10 protein-coding genes and 1 riboswitch are annotated in these 21,246 nt (G+C 40.8%); of the genes, 5 read left to right on the forward strand and 5 right to left on the reverse strand.

Annotated features, from left to right (window positions below):
• Position 1 precedes the first annotated feature (1 nt).
• From ACOB80_RS04415 to ACOB80_RS04425, 3 genes are all read left to right on the forward strand, one after another.
• Complete coding sequence (locus ACOB80_RS04415) at positions 2–8,443, forward strand: tandem-95 repeat protein (protein ID WP_473164592.1); 8,442 nt, start codon at positions 2–4, stop codon at positions 8,441–8,443.
• Between the two features lie 475 nt (positions 8,444–8,918).
• Positions 8,919–9,773 (forward strand): helix-turn-helix domain-containing protein, encoded by an 855-nt coding sequence (locus ACOB80_RS04420; RefSeq protein WP_473164593.1) that lies wholly within the window; start codon positions 8,919–8,921, stop codon positions 9,771–9,773.
• A 134-nt stretch (positions 9,774–9,907) separates the two neighbouring features.
• Positions 9,908–11,005 carry a serine hydrolase domain-containing protein gene (locus tag ACOB80_RS04425; RefSeq protein WP_473164594.1) on the forward strand — a complete coding sequence of 366 codons (1,098 nt, stop codon included), beginning with the start codon at positions 9,908–9,910 and terminating at the stop codon, positions 11,003–11,005.
• A gap of 100 nt (positions 11,006–11,105) precedes the next feature.
• Here ACOB80_RS04425 and ACOB80_RS04430 read toward each other — a convergent pair whose 3' ends face one another.
• The 4 genes from ACOB80_RS04430 to ACOB80_RS04445 all read right to left on the reverse strand — a co-directional run bounded on the left by ACOB80_RS04430 (position 11,106) and on the right by ACOB80_RS04445 (position 16,155).
• Positions 11,106–13,286 carry an OsmC domain/YcaO domain-containing protein gene (locus ACOB80_RS04430; RefSeq protein ID WP_473164595.1) on the reverse strand — a complete coding sequence of 727 codons (2,181 nt, stop codon included), beginning with the start codon at positions 13,284–13,286 and terminating at the stop codon, positions 11,106–11,108.
• Positions 13,287–13,473: 187 nt separating this feature from the next.
• Positions 13,474–14,517 (reverse strand): threonine-phosphate decarboxylase CobD, encoded by a 1,044-nt coding sequence (gene cobD / locus ACOB80_RS04435; RefSeq protein WP_473164596.1) that lies wholly within the window; start codon positions 14,515–14,517, stop codon positions 13,474–13,476.
• Entirely contained in the window at positions 14,508–15,515 is a 1,008-nt protein-coding gene (gene cbiB, locus ACOB80_RS04440; RefSeq protein WP_473164597.1) for an adenosylcobinamide-phosphate synthase CbiB, read from the reverse strand. Before cbiB ends, cobD begins: the two co-directional genes overlap by 10 nt.
• Positions 15,516–15,546: 31 nt before the next feature.
• Entirely contained in the window at positions 15,547–16,155 is a 609-nt protein-coding gene (locus ACOB80_RS04445) for a histidine phosphatase family protein (protein ID WP_473164598.1), read from the reverse strand.
• A gap of 194 nt (positions 16,156–16,349) precedes the next feature.
• Positions 16,350–16,455: riboswitch (cyclic di-GMP riboswitch) on the forward strand.
• Between the two features lie 69 nt (positions 16,456–16,524).
• On the opposite strand from ACOB80_RS04445, the gene ACOB80_RS04450 reads away from it, so the two are divergent.
• Both ACOB80_RS04450 and ACOB80_RS04455 read left to right on the forward strand, forming a co-directional pair.
• Positions 16,525–18,417: a DUF1800 domain-containing protein gene (locus ACOB80_RS04450; RefSeq protein ID WP_473164599.1), complete on the forward strand. Its 1,893-nt coding sequence runs from the start codon at positions 16,525–16,527 to the stop codon at positions 18,415–18,417.
• Positions 18,418–18,448: 31 nt separating this feature from the next.
• A complete protein-coding gene (locus ACOB80_RS04455) occupies positions 18,449–19,807 on the forward strand; it encodes a DUF1501 domain-containing protein (RefSeq protein ID WP_473164600.1) in 1,359 nt (452 codons plus the stop codon).
• Here the strand turns inward: ACOB80_RS04455 and ACOB80_RS04460 are convergent.
• The gene (locus tag ACOB80_RS04460; protein WP_473164601.1) at positions 19,800–21,206 is read right to left on the reverse strand and encodes an ATP-binding protein; all 1,407 of its coding nucleotides are present in this window, start codon (positions 21,204–21,206) and stop codon (positions 19,800–19,802) included. The two genes, ACOB80_RS04455 and ACOB80_RS04460, sit on opposite strands and share 8 nt — an antisense overlap.
• Positions 21,207–21,246 lie beyond the last annotated feature (40 nt).

The raw sequence follows: 21,246 nt of genomic DNA on the forward strand, positions 1-21,246 counted from the left end.
AATGAATAAGCATTTATTAAATTCAATTGTTGCCGTAATGGTTCCAATGGGCGTTGCAGGTCAAACTGCGCACGCCTATGGAAGTTATCAAAGGCGAGGAAACGCAGATACCTCTTATCTAAAAAATGAAGTATCTAATACCGCTAACGCGCGCGCACATGTTAAAAGCGAGGCAAACGATTCTGTTACTTCTGCTGAAAGCACAACAGTAGCAACTGAAAGTTTTTCCGCGGCTGATATGCAATTAGTCGCTAACAAGCTTGCCACTAATTTAGATATACAAACAGCTAAAGCGCCTTTTGAACAACAGCAAGAAAATACTGGTGAACTTACATTAAAAGCGCTATCTCCAACAAAAGAGTTGGTGATTGTTGACAATGGGGTTCAAGACAAGCACTTATTTTTTCAACAAGCGAAACCTGGCGTTGATGTTGTTGAAATTGACTCGACACAAGATGGTTTGTCGCAATTAGAATCAATTCTTAGTCGTTATTCTGAATTGGACAGCCTACACCTCGTTTCACATGCCACTGATGGTGTGTTACAGCTAGGTAATAGTCAAATTGATAAGACTAAACTTGAAAATCGCTTACAGGTATTGTCAAGCTTAAATGACAGCCTCAAAGATGGTGCAGATGTACTGCTCTATGGTTGTGAGCTAGCCAAGAGTGAAAAAGGTGAGGACTTTATTCAGCTTATTGCTAATCAAGCTAACGTTGATGTAGCCGCGTCAAATGATTTCACTGGAAATAGCGCTAATAGCGCCGATTGGTTACTAGAAGTACAAACTGGAACAATAGAAAGTGACTTGCCTTTTAGTGAAAAGGCTCTAGCAGATTTTTCCGGCGTTTTAGCGATAAATGATGGCACAGGCAGAACAATCGACAGTACTGGGTTTTCTTTTGGAACTAGCACTACACTGTCTTATCAAATTGATGGCTTCGATTTCAGAATAACTACCGATTCGGGGTTATCAACAGCATTGTATGCAAATGGTAATAACGTCTATGTTGATTACAGCGCTAGTAATATTGTCTCTACGGTGACAATTGATTTTGTTGGCGGAGAGGAGTTTGATATTGATAGTTTGCTTATAAATGCAAACTATGGGAATACCTATCTTTTTACGCCAAGCTCTGGTGCAGCTGTACCTTTTAGTGCTCCAGTTGGTACTCCTACAACTGTTACTCTTAATTTTACCGACATTACCAGTTTTACCATTACCCGCCAGGGGGGCGGGAATATCGTATCAACAATAATAGATGACTTCGTCATCAAAAACGCAGGGGCAGCAAATGCTGCTCCGTCATTTGCTAATTTAAATGGCGACAGTTTTACCTATACTGAAGATAGTGACACACAAGAGGTTATTGATCAGGGTACGAGTTTAACTATTACCGATGGCGATTCTAGTGATTTTAATGGCGGTAGTTTAACCGTTACTATTACTTCTGGCGAAGATGCCGCAGAAGATATTCTAAGTTTAGATACGACGGGGACTGTGTCACTTGGCGGAACAACAGCAGGGAGTAACGTTAGTGTTGGTGGCTCAGTTGTCGGAACCTTGGCAAATAATATCGCTGCAGGTAATGACCTTGTTGTAAATTTTAACTCGTCTAATGCAACGCCAAGTAATATTCAAACCCTTGCACGCGCGGTCACTTATCAAAACTCAGATACAGATACACCAACCACTGGTTCGAGAAATGTCCGATTTACTCTTGATGACGGCGATGGCGCTACGTCTGCTAATCAAGACGTTACCATTACGGTTGCTGCAAATAACGATGTGCCAACCATCACTAATCTAGATGGCGATTCAGTATCGTATGCCCAAGGTGCAGGTGCGTTAGTACTTGATCAAAATACCGCTGTAGCATTATCAGATGTCGACTCGACTGACTTCAATGGTGGTAATGTCACCGTAACCATCACTTCAGGTGAGGATGCAGCGGAAGACACATTGAGTGTTGATACCTCTGGTTCAGTCGCCTTAGCCGGTAGTACCGCAGGCAGTAATGTGTCAGTGTCTGGCACTGTTATTGGAACGCTAGGAAACAACGTAGCTGCAGGTAATGACTTTGTTGTTAACTTTAATAGTAATGCCAATACAGCTCGCGTACAAACGTTGCTGCAAGCCGTTACCTATGAAAATACCGATAATTCTTCTGCAACACCCGGTGCTCGAAACGTAAGATTAACTGTTAATGATGGTGACGGTGGCACATCGGCAAGCCAGAATATTACGGTAACTGTTTCTGTTCCAGATAGTGATGGTAATTTAACTGCTTCAGCAACGGTTTCCGAGCCTGTAGGCTTAACATACTCCGCAGATTCTGTAGGTGAAGCCGTTGATTTATTCGACTTTACATTGTCAGATGGCGGCAGCGCTGATGGTTTAGCGATGACGGTGAGTGAAATCGTGGTCAATGTAACTGGCACAGCCACCGATGCTGCTAGAAATAAGGTGACTTGGCGATTAAATGGCTCTGACGTCACGAATGTTCAAGGTGTTTATAGTGCGGTAAATGATACGATAACGTTTTCAAGCTTATCGATTTCTATCGCTGACGGTGGTTCGGAAACTTACACGATTAATGGATTCTTTAATGACAACACCGGATTAACAGACGGCGATACGGTTATTTTAACTGTTGATGGTGATACTGACTTAACATTGGGTGCTAGTGGCACGCAAATGGGCTCAACGTCAGCTGTTAATAATAGCACAGGTACCACATTTGATGATGATATCGCGCCATCAGTAACTTCTGTTTCAGTACCATCTAACAGTACCTATACTGAAAGTGCTAACTTAGATTTTATCGTTAACTTTGACGAGAACGTCACAGTTGATACCTCAGGCGGTACGCCAAGTTTACAAGTTACCATAGGTGGCAACACTCGCTCAGCGTTATATGTGGGTGGTTCAACTACTTCAGCGTTAACATTTAGATATGTTGTACAGTCAGGTGAACAAGACTTAGATGGTCTTGCTTTAGGTGCTGCTATTTTACCTAATTTAGGCACACTTAGAGACAGTGCTGGTAACAATGTTAATACCACGCTGAATAGTGTCGGTAGTTTGACATCAGTTTTTGTCGACGCAAGTGCGCCGGTACTTGCTGAGGTAACAGCCGTTTCTACCCCTGGTAATGACAGCACTCCTGATGTGACATTTTCAACCACTGAAGCAGGTACGCTTTCAGTTGGTGGAAGTTGTGGCAGTGGTGATGAAGGTGCGGTTAGTTCTGGTAATAATACTATTACGTTAACAGCTACTGACAACTCGACACCATTGTCGTCAGGCACCTATTCAGACTGTACGCTTACCGTAACCGACTCTGCAGGTAATGCGAGTTCAGCGTTGACTTTAACGTCTTTTACCATTGATGCTACAGATCCTACGGTAGATACAAATGCTGGCCGTAGTTTAAGTGAAGGTGACACTGGTATTGTTATTGCCAATACAGCGTTAAGTGCTAGCGACAATTTAAGCGTGGCCGCTAATGTCACTTATACTTTAGTTACCGCGCCATCAAATGGTACGCTGAAAAACAATGGTTCGTCGTTAAGTAATAATGCAACCTTTACTCAGGCGAACATTGATGCTGGCCAGTTAACTTATGATCATGACGGTAGCGAAACAACAAGTGATAGCTTCGCTTTTAGAGTGACCGATGGTGCAGGTAACATTAATGACAATGGTGCGGCAAACTTTAGCTTTAATTTGACGGTTGCAGCGGTAAATGATGCGCCTTCAACAACGGCAGATACTGATACAACAAATGAAGACAATGCCGTTATGGTGGATGTACTTGCCAACGACTCTGATGTTGATGGTTCGTTAAATGCAGCATCTGTTACTGTCGTAACAGCACCAAGTAATGGTCAAACAAGTGTCAACACTGGTACTGGTGTTATTACTTATACACCAGATCTTAACTATGAAGGTGCTGACAGTTTTACTTACACGGTAGAAGACAATAGTGGCGATGCGTCAATCGCCACCAGTGTTTCAATAACGGTCAATGGCCAAAATGATACGCCTACGGCAGTTAGCGATAGTGCTACGGCTGTTCAAGATGGCGGTGCTATATCCATTAATGTTGCAGCCAACGATACTGATGTAGACAGTGGTGACAACCCTGATCCAACCACAATTGTCGTTGTTGGTGCTGCGTCGAATGGTACAGCTGTATTTAACGGTGGCACTAATACCATTAACTACACGCCCAATGCAGGTTTCTCAGGTTCTGATAGCTTTACTTACACTATAGACGATTCAACAGGAGCTACATCAAATGTGGCTACGGTAACCGTTACCGTAACGCCATCTAATGTCGCACCTGTGGCGAATAACGACAGTGTTTCTCTAGTTGAAGACAACACTAAAACAATTAGTGTTCTGGCAAACGATAGTGACTCTGATGGTTCTTTAGTAAATAGTTCAGTTGTTATAACGTCGAATCCGAGTAAAGGTAGTGCACAAGTTCAAAGTGCAAACGGTAGAATTGTATATACGCCAGACGAGAATTACTTTGGTAGTGATTCATTAAGATATCGTGTTAAAGATGATGACGGTGAGTGGTCTAATATAGCTACGGTTAACTTGACAATATCAAGTGAAAATGACGCACCTGTCGCAACTAATGATATTGCTACGACTGCTGAAGATACCAGCGTTTCTATCATTGTACTGTCAAATGATTCAGATATAGATGGTACGCTGAATAAAGCGGGAGTTACTATAGTCTCTGCTCCTGCAAACGGAAACGCTGTCGTGAATAATTCGACAGGCGCTATCGAATACACACCACAAGCTAACTTTGCTGGCACAGATAATTTTACCTATAGCGTGAAAGATGATCTAAATCTTGCCTCTAATATCGCCACTGTAACAGTGACGGTTACCGAAGAAAATGACGCACCAATCGCTAATAACGACTCTTTAACAATAGATGAAGACGCAGAAGCGACAGCTATTAATATCCTTGCCAACGATAGTGATGTTGATGGCACGCTCGATAAAAATACTATTGTTATCGTTTCTTCGCCGTCAAATGGTAGTGCAAGTGTTAATAGTCAATCAGGTACTATTAGCTACACACCTGAAGCCAACTTTAATGGCAGCGATTCATTTACTTATACTGTTAAAGATGACTCTGGTGTCGTTTCTGACGTTGCAACAGTTTCTATCACTGTGACAAGTTCTAACGATGCGCCTGTAGCAGTTAATGATACTTTAACGGTTGATGAAGATGCTGAAGCCACCACAATCAATGTGTTAGCAAATGATAGTGATATCGATGGTACCCTAGATGACAGTAGCATTTCGGTCGTTTCTTCACCTGCCAATGGTAGCGCAACAGTGAGTAACGATTCAGGTACTATTAGCTACACACCTGACGCAAACTTTAGTGGTAGTGATTCGTTTACCTATAGTGTTAAAGATGAATTAGGCCTTGTTTCAAATACTGCTACTGTGACAGTAAACGTTAGCAGCACTAATGATGCGCCTGTTGCTACTGATGATGTTCTAACGATTAAAGAAGATGCAGCAGCAACCAATATTAATGTACTTAGCAATGACACTGATGTTGACGGCACAATAGACAAAGCGTCAATAGCAATTGTTACTGATGTAAGTCATGGTGTTACTGCAATTGATACTTCAACGGGGGTAATTAGCTACACCCCAGAAGAAAACTTTAGTGGTAGTGATTCATTTACATATAATGTCAAAGATGAATTAGGTCTTGTATCTAATACTGCAACGGTAATGATTAGTGTGACTGACGCCAATGATGGCCCAGTTGCAGCTGATGATGTTCTAACCATTGCAGAAGATGCAGCAGCAACCAATATTAATGTGCTTAGCAATGACAGTGATCTTGATGGCACTCTTGATAAAACTTCAGTTTCTATAGTGGCTGATGCCAGTCATGGTGTTACTTCTTTTGATTCTGCGACAGGTGTTATTAGCTATAAGCCTGAGGAAAACTTTAGTGGCAGTGATTCATTTACCTATAAAGTAAAAGATGACCAAGGACTGTTTTCCAATATTGCTCGTGTTAGCGTTACCGTTACTGGAGTAAACGATGCGCCAATAGCTGAAAACGATGCCTTCAGTGTTGACGAAGATAGCAAAGATAAAGAGCTTGCCGTACTTAATAATGACAGCGATATTGATGGTGAAATCAATGTGATGTCTATAACCATTGAATCGCAACCAACAAATGGTAATGCTGTTTTAAATACTGAAGCAGGCATTATTCGTTATACGCCGAATGAAAACTATACAGGCAGTGACTCATTTACCTATAGCGTTAAGGATGAACAATCGCTTAAATCTAATGTTGCAACCGTCACGATTAGCGTTATCGCAATTAACGATGCTCCTGCTATTTCTGGCGAGCCAATTACCGTCGCAGAAGAGGGTATAGCTTATACGTTTACACCAACAGTTGAAGATGCTGATGAAAATGATGTGTTAACTTTTAGTATTGAAAACCAGCCTGAGTGGGCAAGTTTTAACGCTGAAACAGGTATGCTATCGGGTACTCCATCAGTTGAAAATATAAAGCTTTACACAGATATCGTGATTAGTGTTTCTGATGGAAAAGCCTCTGACGCCCTAGAAGCCTTTTCTATTGATGTTTCAGCAGGTGTTGATAGCGATGGTGATGGCGTAAGTGATTACCAAGAGCAACTTGATGGCACTGATCCTACAGATCCAGATGACTACAAGGATGAAATTGCGCCAACAATTACTGCGCCTGCAGAAATCACAATTGACTCAGTTGCATTGTTTACTGACGTTACTGAAAAAGACGTGCTCAATGTAGCTAGTGATATTTCAGAACAAGAGTTAGCAGAATTATTGGTTAGTTTTACGTCTGATAACATCGATGGTCTTAATTGCTGTGCGATTGAATCTGTGGCTTTTGCTGAAGGCAAATTACAGTTGGCCCCGGGCAAACACACTGTTGAGTGGTCTGCTACCGATAAGAAAGGCAATACAGCCACTGCGATGCAAACGGTAAATGTTCGACCACTTGTATCTTTCGGTAAAGACAAAATCACAGCAGAAGGGACGCAAGTAGAAGTGCCTGTGGTACTCAATGGTCAATCGCCAGAATATCCGTTAGCTATTGAAGTATTTGTTAGTGACTCAGGTAGCGTTAATGATGACGACTTTAGCGTTGAAAGTTACGTTGCTCAATTTGAGCAAGGAGAAATCGAAAGTAAGATCCTTGTTTCAATTAATCAAGACAATGTCTCTGAGGGAACTGAGTCTCTAGTATTATCTTTAGAATCACCTACGCAAAGTAATATTAACCTTGGTCTTAAACCTGAGTTTGTTTTAACAATAGCTGAAGAAAACATTGCACCAATTGTTGAGCTTGCGGTTGAGCAAGCCCAAGAAAGCGCCCTAATTCTTGCAAAAGAAAATGGTGAGGTGACAGTGAAAGCAATGATCACCGATGGAAACGTTGGTGATGCTCACACAGTAGATTGGACGAATACTGATGCGTCGATTTTGGATGTCGCCACTATCGATGAAGATATGATCTTTGACGCAAATGATGTTGAAGTCGGCGTTCATAAAATTGTAGCTACAGCGACAGATCTTGAAGGTGCAACAGATACTGTAGAAGTGTTTGTAACCATTACTGAAGTGCTACCTACGTTGAGTGAAACGGAAGATTCTGATAATGATGGCATTGTTGATAGTGAAGAAGGTTTAGCTGATAGTGATAATGATGGTATACCTAATTATCTCGATAACATTTCCATGATCAATGTACTTCCATCGGTAGCAACTGAAAATCAAGAGTTCTTGATTGAATGTGAGCCAGGTGTAAGGTGTGCTCTGAGCGAGTTCTCGTTAATTAGTATTGCGGGCGGCGCTCGTTTGAGTGACGAAGATATTTCATCACAACCTAACTTATTACTAGATGTTGTTTATGAGCACTTTGGCGGAGTTTACGACTTTGAGGTATCAGGGTTACCTGTTGGTACTGCAACAAGCATTGTCATTCCTCAAACTACCGCTTTACCAGCTGATGCGGAATACCGTAAATTCCAAAATGGCGAATGGCAAACTTTTGTTGAAGATGCTGAGAATAAACTGCACTCAGCGCCAGGCGAATTAGGCTTCTGTCCGCCACCACAAGACGATACATGGACCGAAGGCTTAACAGAGGGTCACTTCTGTGTTCAGTTAACAATTGTCGATGGTGGCCCGAATGACGCTGATGGTGTCGCTAACTCAACAGTTGTTGACCCTGGCTCTGTTGGCGTTGAAATCTATGTGCCGCCAGTTGTTGAGCCTGAGCCGACACCAACACCAAAAAGAAAATCTGGTGGTGTACTATACATATTGCTTTCGCTTATTAGCTTAGTTGCTATGCGAAGAGTGTTAAAAGCACGCAGATAGTTTGTGTATAGTAAATCAGGTTTAAGTTAATTAGACCTTGAATATGAAAAGAGCACATTAGGTGCTCTTTTTTATTTCAATTTACTACCAAAGCACTCTTAATCGAATGCTTGTTAATTATTGCTAAGTTATTCGTGTACTAACCTGATATAGTCTACAGCCAATAAAAATTGTAAATAACGCTAGCCTGTTGATGTCTGAAAATTTCGCCTTACTCATTTTTTTTCTTCATGTATTATTCTCCGCTTTTTTACTGACGCTAAAAACTGGCAAACCGCTAAGTAATCGATTGCTCGCTGCCTTTTTATTAATCACGGCAATTGATATAAGTAATTTCATATTTTATAGCTTTTATAAATCCCACTTAAATTTGGATATGATGAGAGCCAATATCGCCTCCTTATTAGCTCCCACCCTTTATTTTTTTGTTAAATCGATTCTTGTTGAAAATTTTTCCTTTAAGCGAAAAGATGTCTTGCATTTATTACCCTATATTTTTGTATCTTTGCTATTTATTCCTAGATTTCATTTGGGTGATGATCCAGCAAAATTAGCTTTTTACAATAACCAAGCACCGATGTTAGAAATTATCATCGTCCACTTAATCACCTACACACAGCTTGCAAGTTACTTAATCGCTATATTTTTGATGTTACGCCGTTATCAGCATACTATCGAAAATACCTACTCAGACTTGTCAGCTTTAAATAAAAACTGGCTGTTTACCTTCATGGTTCTGTTTCTACTGGACTTTGTTATGGTATCTATTCGGAACTTCTTTAAATTCACTGCATGGGAAGCACAACTTAGTTTTCTAACGCCATTAATGCTGTTTTGTACCCTCGCTTTTGTTTGCTGGATTGTCTGGCATGCTTTGCATACGCCTGAGATTTTTCGTGGCGTTGAGGAATTAAAAATAACTGATACAGCCGAAACGCAGGAGTTAGAGAAGCCTCGCCAAAATGATATTGATTCATATGAATCTCAACAAATTATTCACGCGTTAGAAAAACATATGGGTGAACATCACACATACCTTGAAGCGAATATCACCATAGACAAACTTGCTGATCTTATTCATGTTGACGCTCAGCAATTATCACTTGCGTTAAACAGATATTTAAATGTGCACTTTTTTGACTATATCAACAAGCAGAGAGTCGAAGCTGCCACGCGTTTTTTATCAGAACCAAACAGTGGCAAAAAGACGATTTTAGAGATTCTATATGAAGTAGGATTTAACTCTAAATCGTCTTTTAATACCGCATTTAAAAAGCATAAAGGCATGACACCATCCCAATTTAGAAAACTGCACCAGCTTGCTGACTAATTAGTACGACTTTCCTTGAAGCCCTTAAAAACAAGAGGTTCGACTTTTTTAGTCGGTCGAACCTCCCATTTGGCTACCTTAAAATGAAGACCTCACTTGAGACACTTTGTGCAAGCTAGGAAGAGGTAAGCTAAATGAAAATAAAACACAGTATTTGTTTCTTAATAACCAGTATTTTTCTGTTCTCGCTAGATGTAGAGGCAAAGCAAAATGCCCCTGAAACGTTAATGGAAAAACAAGCGAAAAGAGTATTGGCTGATCCCAGGTTTCATTCGTTATCGATAGGTGTTGTTGACGGAAAAAACAGTTATACAGGCCACTTCGGTGAACTAACTATCGGTGAGGGTAATAAGCCGACAAATCAAACGTTATATGAAGTAGGTTCGGTAACAAAAACTATGACGGGATTGTTAGTGGCTGATGCTGTTGCCAACAACGTCATCGAGTTAGATAAAGATATTGTTCCGTTATTAATGAAAAAGTTAAATACTAATAACTATGCTCAAAGCTCGATTACCATTCAGCAATTGCTAACCCATACTTCAGGCCTGCCTAGAATGGATAGTGATTTTGATGTCGATACCAAGATAGAGACACGCATGGATTTGTTAAAAGCGGTACTTGAACATGATCGCAGTGATAAACAAGGGCGATACAGCTACTCAAATGTTGGTTATGAGATTTTAGGTTATGTCCTATCGATTATTTATCAAAAGCCATTTGATCAAATCTTGCAAGAGAGAATGAAGTCACTCGCAGGTATGTCACATACTCAAGTAAACCTTAAACCTGATCAGTTAGCTAATTTCGCTTATGGCTACGATGAAAAAGGGCAACGAGCGAAGGCCTTTATTGAGCCAAATAGCTTCTCTGGAAGTAGCGGCTTTATTAAATCTAACATGACAGATTTGGTTCAATATATGAAGCTACAGCTTAACGATACTAACCAAGTAATTAAGCTGTCTCATCAGTCGTTGTTTGAGGTAACAGCCACAGATGCTATCGCTTATGCATGGATTGCAGCGAGCGATGACAAACTAGGTCGATATTTCATTCACCATGGCGGTATGTATGGTACGCAAAACTGGATGATAATTTTTCCTGAAAAACAGTTAGCGATTTCCATTATTACTAATGCGAGCTTTGAAGAAGTAGCGGGCACACTAAGAGAAGCAGCGTTTACTATTATTCAAAACTGGGATCAGGCTACTGACAAAACTAATAGGCAATAAAAGTTAATTAGCTGATCGCAACTAATAAAAAGCCAGCTCAATTTATGAAGCTGGCTTTTTTGACTTGGTTTTTTAACTCTTTGCTTAACTGGCTCGTTGTTTATTTCGCTTTATTAGCTCTTGCTTGGTGCAGCTTTTTATAGCTTTCAATCAAGCGTAAGTGCTTGTCTAAGCCTTCAAGGTTCATGCTGGTTTTGGTTAGACCATAGAAAGTAACATCACCCGTAATTGAACCGACAACAGCTTGCATTGTTTCTTCGCCAAACATACGGTCAAAGGCAATGGCGAAGTGTTCAAACTCTAAATCTTCACTTAACGCTATTTCCAAGGTCGCGTCCATGGCTTGATAGAACAAGCCGCGCTCAACAGTATTGTCGTTGTATTGCAAGAACTCACCGACAAGTTCGGCTGCTTGCTCCAACGCACCAATTGCCAAGTAAATAAGGATTTTAAGTTCTAGAATCGTTAACTGTCCCCAGACAGTATTTTCATCGAACTCAATACCGATAAGAGTGATGATATCGATGTAATTGTCGAGTTGACTCTCTTCTAATCGCTCAACCAAGTCGATTAATGCATCTTCATCTAATGAATGAATGTTTAAAATATCTTCGCGGTATTGAAGTGCTTTGTTAGTGTTGTCCCAAATTAAATCCTCGACTGGGTACACTTCTGAATAATCAGGAACAAGAATACGGCAGGCAACACCCAAGTCGGTAAACTCGGCAACATAAGCTTCTTTTCCTAACTCTTCTAAAATAGCGAAAAGACGCTCGCGTTCCTGCTCAGTTGTGCCAGAGAAATCCCATTCACAGAATTGATAGTCTTGCTTGGCACTGAAAAATCGCCATGAGATAACGCCTGTTGAGTCAATAAAGTGTTCAACAAAGTTCTCCGGCTCTGATACTGCTCTCGAATTAAACGTTGGTTTTTGTACATCGTTTAAGCCTTCAAAACTTCGACCTTGTAGTAACTCAGTTAAGCTACGTTCAAGTGCTACTTCAAAGCTTGGGTGGGCACCAAATGATGCGAATACGCCACCCGTTTTAGGGTTCATCAAGGTCACACACATTACCGGGAATCTGCCGCCTAAAGAGGCATCTTTTACCACAATAGGAAAACCTTGAGCTTCAAGGCCTTCGATACCTTCGACAATATCAGGGTATTTGGCTAGTACTTCTTTCGGTACATCGGGTAAGGCAATTTCTTGTTCGATGATTTCACGTTTTACCGCGCGCTCGAATATTTCTGAAAGACACTGTACTTCCGCTTCATTAATATTATTGCCCGCACTCATCCCATTACTTAAGAACAGGTTTTCAATTAAGTTTGACGGGATATATACAGTTTCACCGTCTGAATGGCGTTTGTAAGGAATAGCACATACACCACGCTCAACATTGCCTGAGTTGGTATCGATAAGATGTGAGCCACAGAGCTCGTCTTCAGGGTTATAAATCTCACGTGTATATTCGTCTAGCAGGCCAGTAGGTAGAGAGTCATCATCTTCTAATGGGAACCACTTTTCATTTGGGTAATGAACAAATTCGCTATTGGCAATCTCTAGCCCTAAAAACTGGTCGTTGTAGAAAAAGTTACAGTTTAAGCGCTCGATAAATTCACCTAATGCTGAACATAGTGCGCTTTCTTTACTCGCACCTTTACCGTTTGTAAAACACATAGGTGATGCAGCATCGCGAATATGCAATGACCAAGCATGTGGTACTAGATTTCGCCAAGAAGATACTTCGATCTTCATGCCTAGCTCTTCCAATATTGCTGTCATGTCCGCAATGGTTTGTTCCAACGGTAAATCTTTTCCTAAGATAAAGGTATTTTCACCTTCATTAGGTTTAACCGTTAACATGGCTTGTGAATCTTCGTCTAAGTTTTCTACTGACTCAATCTTAAATTCAGGACCTGTTTGTACCACTTTTTTCACAGTACAACGCTCGATGGAACGTAAAATGCCTTGACGATCTTTATCAGAAATACGATCAGGCAATTCGACATTTATTTGAAAAATTTGGTTGTAACGATCTTCTGGGTCAACAATATTGTTTTGAGATATGCGAATACCTTCAGTGGAAATATCGCGCGAATTACAATAAACCTTGACAAAATAGGCTGCACATAAAGCTGAAGACGCTAAAAAGTAGTCGAAAGGACTTGGTGCCGAGCCATCGCCTTTGTAGCGAATAGGTTGGTCTGCAATCACGGTGTAATCATCAAACTTGGCTTCTAGGCGCAAGTTGTCGAGAAAATTAACTTTAATTTCCATTGAATTATTTCCAGAAGTTGGCGCGGAGTTTGTTGGGTCAAATCAAACTCAAAAATACTAATTAGCTAATTATCCTTTGTTTTACGCCAATAGTCTCTAATTTGTTCTCTATATCAAGGTAAAAAACGCTATAAGCGAGATTGTGACCAATCGACTTGGCCTATTCAAAGAGGAAAGTAGAGTGCCTTTATAGCTTCTCTAAAGCGTTTTTACAGGCTTGCTTTAATGTATTAAAGTTAGCCTTGGTTGTGATACCAAAACGCAAGCTATCTTGCTCATCGGTTAAGCGGCAATAGATAGCTTGCTGGCATAACTGATGATATAGCTTAGGGGCAATACTTGTATCTGAAAAATAAAGGGTGATAAACAAATCACAGCCAGTGGCTTTTGCGATTTTTAGCGGAGCAAACACTGTTTGTAAAAGGGTTTGTTGCTGATCTCTTAAAACAGTTAACCTTTCTCTTTGCTGTGCTTGCCACAAGGTATCGTTTAATGCTTTTTCTGCAATAACTTGTGCTGGGCCATTGACTTGCCATGGTCCAAGAGCTTCTGAAAACTTGTGTTGCCAATCATTATCACAACAGGCAAAACCAACACGTATACCAGCTAAACCAAAAAATTTGCCAAAAGAGCGCAGTACTATCAAGTGGCCAAGTTCGCTTTCAGTCGTTAATGAGTGCTCGTTTGCTGTAACATCAGCAAAGGCTTCATCAACCACTAATAAACCATTGAGTTTTATCACTTGCTGGTGATATTTAGACAACTCACTTTTGGTAAAATGCTTACCGCTTGGGTTATTAGGGTTGATGATGACGACAACATCGTTTTCTGACAGCTGTTCAATCGGTGGCAGAGTTACATCATATAACACGATATTTGCTCTAGCTTGTCGCCAAGCATGTTCGTGTTCTTTGTAACCAACTTTAGGTAGAAATACAGTAAGTTCGCTACAACTTTTTGCTTGTAAGCTAGTAAGGTATAACGAAGGCAGCGCTTTAATTATTGCTTGGCTACCGTTTGTGGTAACAACGAACTTAGTTTGGTAATACTGTTTTGCAGCACTAATTAAGCTGTCATCAATGTTAGGTAGTTTTTGCCAAAACTCATCAGCAATCGTCGGAATCGGATAGGCAATAGGTGCGATACCCGTGGATAGATCTAACCAAAGGTGCTCAGGAATATTGTATTGTTTCGCCACTGCTGTAAGTTGGCCACCGTGTGTTAATGCCAATGCATTACTCCTTGAATTAGACAAACAAACAAGATTAACAGCAAGCAGGCGTGATTGACTAAATTAACACTTCTAGGAATGTCGTTTAAGTTTGCATGGCTTCCTTGACCTAGTGTGACAGACTTTACTTGCTTACCATGATAAGTTGCATTGCCACCCAATTGGATATTTAACACTGTTGCTCCTGCTGCCATTACCCAGCCGCCATTATGGCTTTTATAGTGATTACCCTGAAGGTATGCGTTTCTTAAAGCGGAAAGCAATCTTCCAGCTAAAAGCCCTTGCAATGCGTAAAGCAATACAGTGATTTTACCCGAAACAAAACCTAGCACATCATCTAATCTTGCACTCGCATAACCAAAGTGTTGAAAACGCACGTTTTTATAGCCCCACATCGCGTCTAGAGTATTAGCTAAGCGGTGAACAATCACTAAAGGCGCACCGCCAATAATATAATAAAAAAGCGATGCAATTGCCGCGTCATGACCGTTTTCTAACATAGATTCAACAGTGGCACGTGACATTTGTTGTTCATCTAAATTCGACGTATCTCTGCTGACTATGTAGCCCGTGAATTTACGTGCTTCATTGAGCTTATCGCTTTTAAGTGGGCGGTAAATTTGCATTGCATGCTCTTTTAAACTGGTAACGCCAATCGCCAAATACACGATGAATGCATCAATAAAGACCCAGGCTATCCAAGGCAGTTGGTTAGCAAATTGCTGATTTAGCAAGATATAAATAATAGGGAAGGGTAAAACAAGTAGGCACCAGGCAATAAGCCCCGAAATTTTAACGCCGGTTAAGTTCTGTTGTTTTGGTTTTGTATTGGCTTGGAAGGTCTCGGATGAGAGGTTTTTGTGTGGATTTAATAGTGACTCCAGCTTGCGAGCTATTTTGCCAAAGCCTACTAAATAATGAAATCGACTAGCTTCGCCAAAGACAAGATCTAGTATGTAGGCAATGATCAGAGTTAAAGATAAAGCGTAAAAGTCCAATATATTTAAATCCATAGAGTTGATGTATTATCTAAGCCACTGTTGGCAAGTCTATATACTTTAAATCTTGCTCTTGATGACAATATGTCACTTCAAATAGTTGGCCATTAGTCACGGCCTGATAAGCATTGTTTTGATGAACGAGCCCTAGCTTCGCGAGTAAACAACGCATTGCTTCTCCATGCGTTATCACTAAAATGTTTTTGCCGACATAGTCTTTAGCAAGCTCAGTTAACGATTGATACATTCTGGTTGCGCACTCGATGGCACTTTCGCCGCCTTCAGGTTTAGCTTGGCTATAGCCGTGAAAGAATTCTTGGTATAGAGGTAAAGTTTCTAGGGTCGATATTTGTTCACCTTGCCAAGTTCCCAAGTGTCGCTCTGCAAGCCGGTCAATAAATACTGTGTTCATTGCCCCAGCGTTTGATATTGTTTGAGCACAAATTTGCGCGGTTTGTTGTGCCCGGCCCAAAGGTGAGCTAGCAATAAGGTCAATCGACTTATTTTTTAGCGCAAGGGCTGCATTTTGCGATTCCATTTTACCTTGTTCGGTTAATTGACTGTCTAATTGTCCTTGGAATCTAAACTCTTGATTCCAAATCGTTTGACCGTGTCGCATAAGGTAAAAAGTCGTTTTCATAGCGCGTATTTTTTTAATCCCATTAGATTATATTAAAAGCATCAAAAAGCTTTGAAGTGCAGCAGGATAGCGGATTGTAGGAAAGCCATCAATCTTAATTTATGTGTTGTCGCACTTGTTGTGAGCATGAAAAATGAAAAATTGTAACTAAATTGACACAAGCGGTATTGGTGTGCCAGACTGAGTTTACGATCAGCTGACAATAGCACACCAATCGTGAGGTTGGGTCGCAAAGCTTCCGGTCTTTGAGATAGTTGGTTTCACACCAATTAATCTTTTAAAGAAAGCGGGGTTACCGTAATTGATCTCATCGTATTTCGTGCATCAATGTCAGCGCTTTTATAAACCTAGTTGTGTAGGCGAGGGGTTATGCATTTTCTATCTAATTATCAAATTTCTGAATACTCACCTACAAGAAATCGAAAACTATCGATTTTAATTTTCTTGCTGTTAACTATCTCATTAAGCGCATGCGGTGGTGGCGGTGATTCATCTGCACCAGCTTCGTCGGTGTCCCAAGATAGCAATCAAAATGACGGAAACGGTAACAGTAACAGCGGCAACGATAGTAGTGGCAATGACGATTCGTCAGATCCAGTCAATACACCCGAAGATATTGTTTATGAAGAACCTGAGCAAGTCGCAAGATTCCTAAATCAAGCTACTTTTGGTGCATCATTAAACGATATTAATGAGTTAACTGGCGAAAGCCTTTCCCAGTGGTTTTTAGTTCAACAACAACACTCTGCTAGTTACCTTTTACCTGTACTTGAGGAAATGAATGGCTATTCAATTCGCCCCGATGAAATAAGTATCTTTCAACTGGAAGCAACAACTATAGGATTTTGGCGTAATAGCATTAAAGGCCAAGATCAATTGAGACAACGAATTGCTTTTGCGCTTTCCGAGTTACTTGTCGTCTCTAACGGTGGCGGGGAAGTGTTAACGGATAATCCTAGTGCTGTCGCTTATTATCAAGATTTACTAATAGAGCATGCCTTTGGCAATTATCGCGATTTGCTTGAGGCTGTAACCTACTCTCCTGCAATGGGGTACTACCTGACGTATTTAGGTAGTGAAAAAGGTGATCCAGAAACAGGGCGTATGCCCGATGAAAACTATGCTAGAGAGTTATTACAACTTTTTACTATTGGTGTTGTTGCTCTTAATCAAGATGGTAGCCATAAATTAGACGAGCAAGGAAACTCTATAGAGACATACTCTAATCAAGATATTACTGGCTTAGCCCGTGTTTTTACAGGCTTAAACCTAAATGAAGAAATATTAGAAGAGTCGGATGACTTAGCCTTTGCTTCGCCGATGCAGACATTTGAAGAGTCTCATTCAATGTTGGAAAAACAGTTCTTAGGAATGACTATTCCCGAGGATACTGATGCCAAAACAAGTATAGATATGGCACTAGACCATATATTTGCTCATCCTAATGTTGCTCCTTTTATCGCAGAGCAGTTTATTCAGCGCTTCGTCAGTAGTAACCCTTCCCCTGAATATATTGAACGTGTAGCAGATGCATTCGATGCTGGCATATTTCAATTACCCAATGGTGAAGACGTCGGCGATGGCAGAAGAGGGGATCTTGCAGCCACAATTGCAGCGGTGTTATTTGATCAGCAGGCTCGTGAGATTCAAGGTGAAACCAGTGGCAAAATTCGCGAGCCAATTATCCGCTTTACTCATTGGGCGCGCGCTTTTAATGTTGAGCATGTGACTCCCGAGTATCAGCAGAAATTATGGGACACCACGAGTGGCAGAACCCTTGGGCAACACCCTTATCGTTCTCCTTCCGTTTTCAATTTCTTTAGACCAGGATATGTTGCACCAGGCACTCTGAGTGGCAATCAAGGTTTAAAAGCGCCAGAGATGCAACTCATGAATGCCAGTTCAATTGTCGGCTACAGCAACTTCATGACCTTTTATATTTTTGGTTATAGTGAGTTTATCGATGTTGAACTTGTCGAAGGCTTTTTCGAAGATGAAGGATTAAATTTTGATGCTGATGGTGCTCCAGACAGCTTTATTGCTAACTATGAAAATGAACTCGATATTGTTGAAAACACACAAGCGTTAATTGATCACATCAATTTATTGCTTACCCATGGCAGCCTTAGTGAGCAAACGCTAAATCACTTGTTTACAGCCTTAGATGTGCTGCCCGCTCAAACTGAGCAGGAACGCGAAAACAAGGTCAAACTAGCCATTCTTTTGGTGATGACCTCACCTGATTATTTAGTGCAAATGTAGCGGCAAGAGTAAGTGGAGAAATACTATGGTGATGAATAGACGTAAATTTTTAAAAGCTAGCTCTTTATCTCTTGCGACGGCATCTTTAGGTGGCTTGTCTGCCACATTGACGAGCATGCAAAGCTTTGCACAAGGGAATAACCAAGCTGACGATTATAAAGCCTTGGTATGCGTATTTTTTTATGGTGGTTTAGATAATTGGGATACAGTCATACCCTATGACCAATCAAGCTATCAACGATGGGCGCAAATTCGTGCGGATATTTTAAACAAACAGCAGGCGCCACGAACGCTAGATACGTTGTTACCCCTGTCGCCAATAAATCAGGGAGATTTTGGTCAACGCCAATTTAGTTTACCGGCAGAGATGCCTGAGTTGCAGCGTTTGTTTCAGCAAGGTAAAGCATCTATTGTTGGAAATGTTGGGCCACTTATTGAACCCGTGGATAAAAGTGCATTAGAACAAGTTCAATTGCCACCAAGGTTGTTTTCTCACAACGATCAGCAAGCGACTTGGATGTCAGGCGCGACAGAAGGTGCTCAGTATGGCTGGGCGGGCTTGTTTTCAGATTCGATTAATCCTGCTAACTCAACCTTTGCTAACGTGACAACAGGTGGTGGAGATTTATTATTAACAGGACAACATACGACACCTTATCAAGTATCTGGAGGCAGCGCTTTAACCATAGATGTGCTAGACAATGAAGCGTTGAATGAACATTTAACTCCGCATTTTCGCGCTGCGTACTTTCAAGAAGGCGGTTTGTTACAACAAGACGTAGCCAGTAAAATTCAAAGCTCTTTTGATGCTAATCAGCATTACAATGAAGCCACGAGTGCTAGCAGTGGGCTTAACCAAGCGTTTCCTGCATCTCGATTAGGCATGCAATTGCAATCTGTCGCCAATGCTATATCAGCAAGGGAGCAACTTGGCAGTAATCGTCAGGTATTTATGGTGTCGATGGGGGGCTTTGATACACATGCCGAACAAGCTAATTCTTTACCTGAATTACAACAGCAAATCGACCAAGGGATAGCTGCGTTTTATTTAGCAATGGAAGAATTAGGCATCAGTGAACAAGTGACTTTATTTACAGCATCTGATTTTGGCAGAACCCTCTCTGCTAATGGAGATGGTACCGATCACGGCTGGGGAGGTCACCATTTCGTTGTTGGCGGCGGAATTAACGGGCAGCGTATTTTTGGTGACATTCCAGAAGCAGAGTTTGGTCATCAGCACGATGCGGGCAATGGCCGGCTTATTCCAACAATGGCCGTTGACCAATATGCAGCAGCTATGGGCCAATGGCTTGGTGTTGGAGAGCAGGATATAGCGAGTATATTTCCAAACTTATCTCAGCTAGGAAATATCCCCGATATTTTTAGTTAGTTTTGTTATCACACATATTGTCTAGAGGGAGTTTCAAGCGCACTTGAAACTCTTTTTTATCTGGGGAAGCGTCAATAGCAAGCTCAGCATTGTGCTGTTTGACAATTTGCTGAGCGATAGATAAGCCTAACCCTGATCCTAATTCACTAACACCAGGCCCTCTAACGAAACGTTTAAACAAACGAGAAGATAATAGCTTGGAAATTATTTCGGCACTGTTGGTAACCTCAAGCATTATTTCATGGCTAAAACGAGAGATAGTAATATTGATATAGCCAGCTTCTGGTGTATACCTTACGGCATTATCGAATAAGTTACGGCATAAGATTTGTAGTGCAACTTTATTTCCATTGAATACAAAATCTGTGTTGTTGTTCTCTTGTGTCAAAGGATGCTCAATAAAGGAAAAGGAAATAGCTTTTTCTTCAATTTTCCCCCCTAGTGCTGAAATTTCTTCCTGAACTAAGTCACGAATATTGGTGGACTGACTGGGGATATCGTTATTTTGGTTTTCATTATCGTATCGAGACAGTAGCACTAGTTGCTCTACGGTATGCGTTGCTCTATCTAAACGACTGTTTATTGCTTGTAATGACGCTGAATAGTCGACAAAATAGTTATCTTTAGTTACTTGATCCTGACGGAGCAAGAGTTGAACTTCAGTTTTAATTGCGGCAAGTGGCGTTAGTAACTCATGAGCTGCATTTGCCGTAAAGTTACGTTCACTTTCAAGCGAATTATCGATTTGTTTTAGTAGTAAGTTCAAGGAGTTTACTATTGGCCAAACTTCTTTTGGGGTATTGCTAACGGGTATCGCTTCTAAATTATTGGCAGATTTTTCTTCGATCGCCTGTGAAAGTTTGTTCAGTGGTTTTAGCGCTATATCTATTCCCACATATAAAGCGATACAGGCTAAAGGTAACAGCAATAGAAAAGGAATAAACGTTTGGCTAATAATGGTCATAAATAGGTCTACGGTGTCTAGTTCCCATATCGGCACGACAATGTTTACGCCTTGTTCCTTAAACTCCTGATGATAAAGTGCGTAATCGTCCATTTCTAAGTAGCCTGAGAGTTTAGGCAATGGCACTTTTTCTGTTTCATCTGTGGTAAAAACACGCTCGCCATTGTGCCAAACTTGTATCTCAAATAATTCTTTTTCCCAAATCGAAGCTAATTTGTATAAAGCTTCTTTATCGTTTGGTGTTTCTTGCCACCATAAAGAAACATCTTGGTGAATACTTGAATAAACAACGTCTTGAATATCATAAAGCATGTAATCATCAAGATTCTTGAACTCATTGTAATAAACAATGGCTGCCGTGCTTAGCCAAATGAAAAAGTAGATAATGATACTGTTAAAAGTCAGTTTGTATCGTAAAGATGCTTCGTTCAACATAAAGAAACCGAATAAATTAAATAATCACGTAGTGGTATGT

The sequence above is a fragment of the Thalassotalea coralli genome, from assembly GCF_055786205.1.

What these genes read in the sequence shown, in the direction of transcription:
- ACOB80_RS04415 (WP_473164592.1), top strand. Translation starts at nt 2, where the DNA reads ATGAATAAGCATTTATTAAATTCAATTGTTGCCGTAATGGTTCCAATG.
- ACOB80_RS04450 (WP_473164599.1), top strand. Translation starts at nt 16,525, where the DNA reads ATGCATTTTCTATCTAATTATCAAATTTCTGAATACTCACCTACAAGA.
- ACOB80_RS04425 (WP_473164594.1), top strand. Translation starts at nt 9,908, where the DNA reads ATGAAAATAAAACACAGTATTTGTTTCTTAATAACCAGTATTTTTCTG.
- ACOB80_RS04430 (WP_473164595.1), bottom strand. Translation starts at nt 13,286, where the DNA reads ATGGAAATTAAAGTTAATTTTCTCGACAACTTGCGCCTAGAAGCCAAG.
- ACOB80_RS04455 (WP_473164600.1), top strand. Translation starts at nt 18,449, where the DNA reads ATGAATAGACGTAAATTTTTAAAAGCTAGCTCTTTATCTCTTGCGACG.
- ACOB80_RS04460 (WP_473164601.1), bottom strand. Translation starts at nt 21,206, where the DNA reads ATGTTGAACGAAGCATCTTTACGATACAAACTGACTTTTAACAGTATC.
- ACOB80_RS04445 (WP_473164598.1), bottom strand. Translation starts at nt 16,155, where the DNA reads ATGAAAACGACTTTTTACCTTATGCGACACGGTCAAACGATTTGGAAT.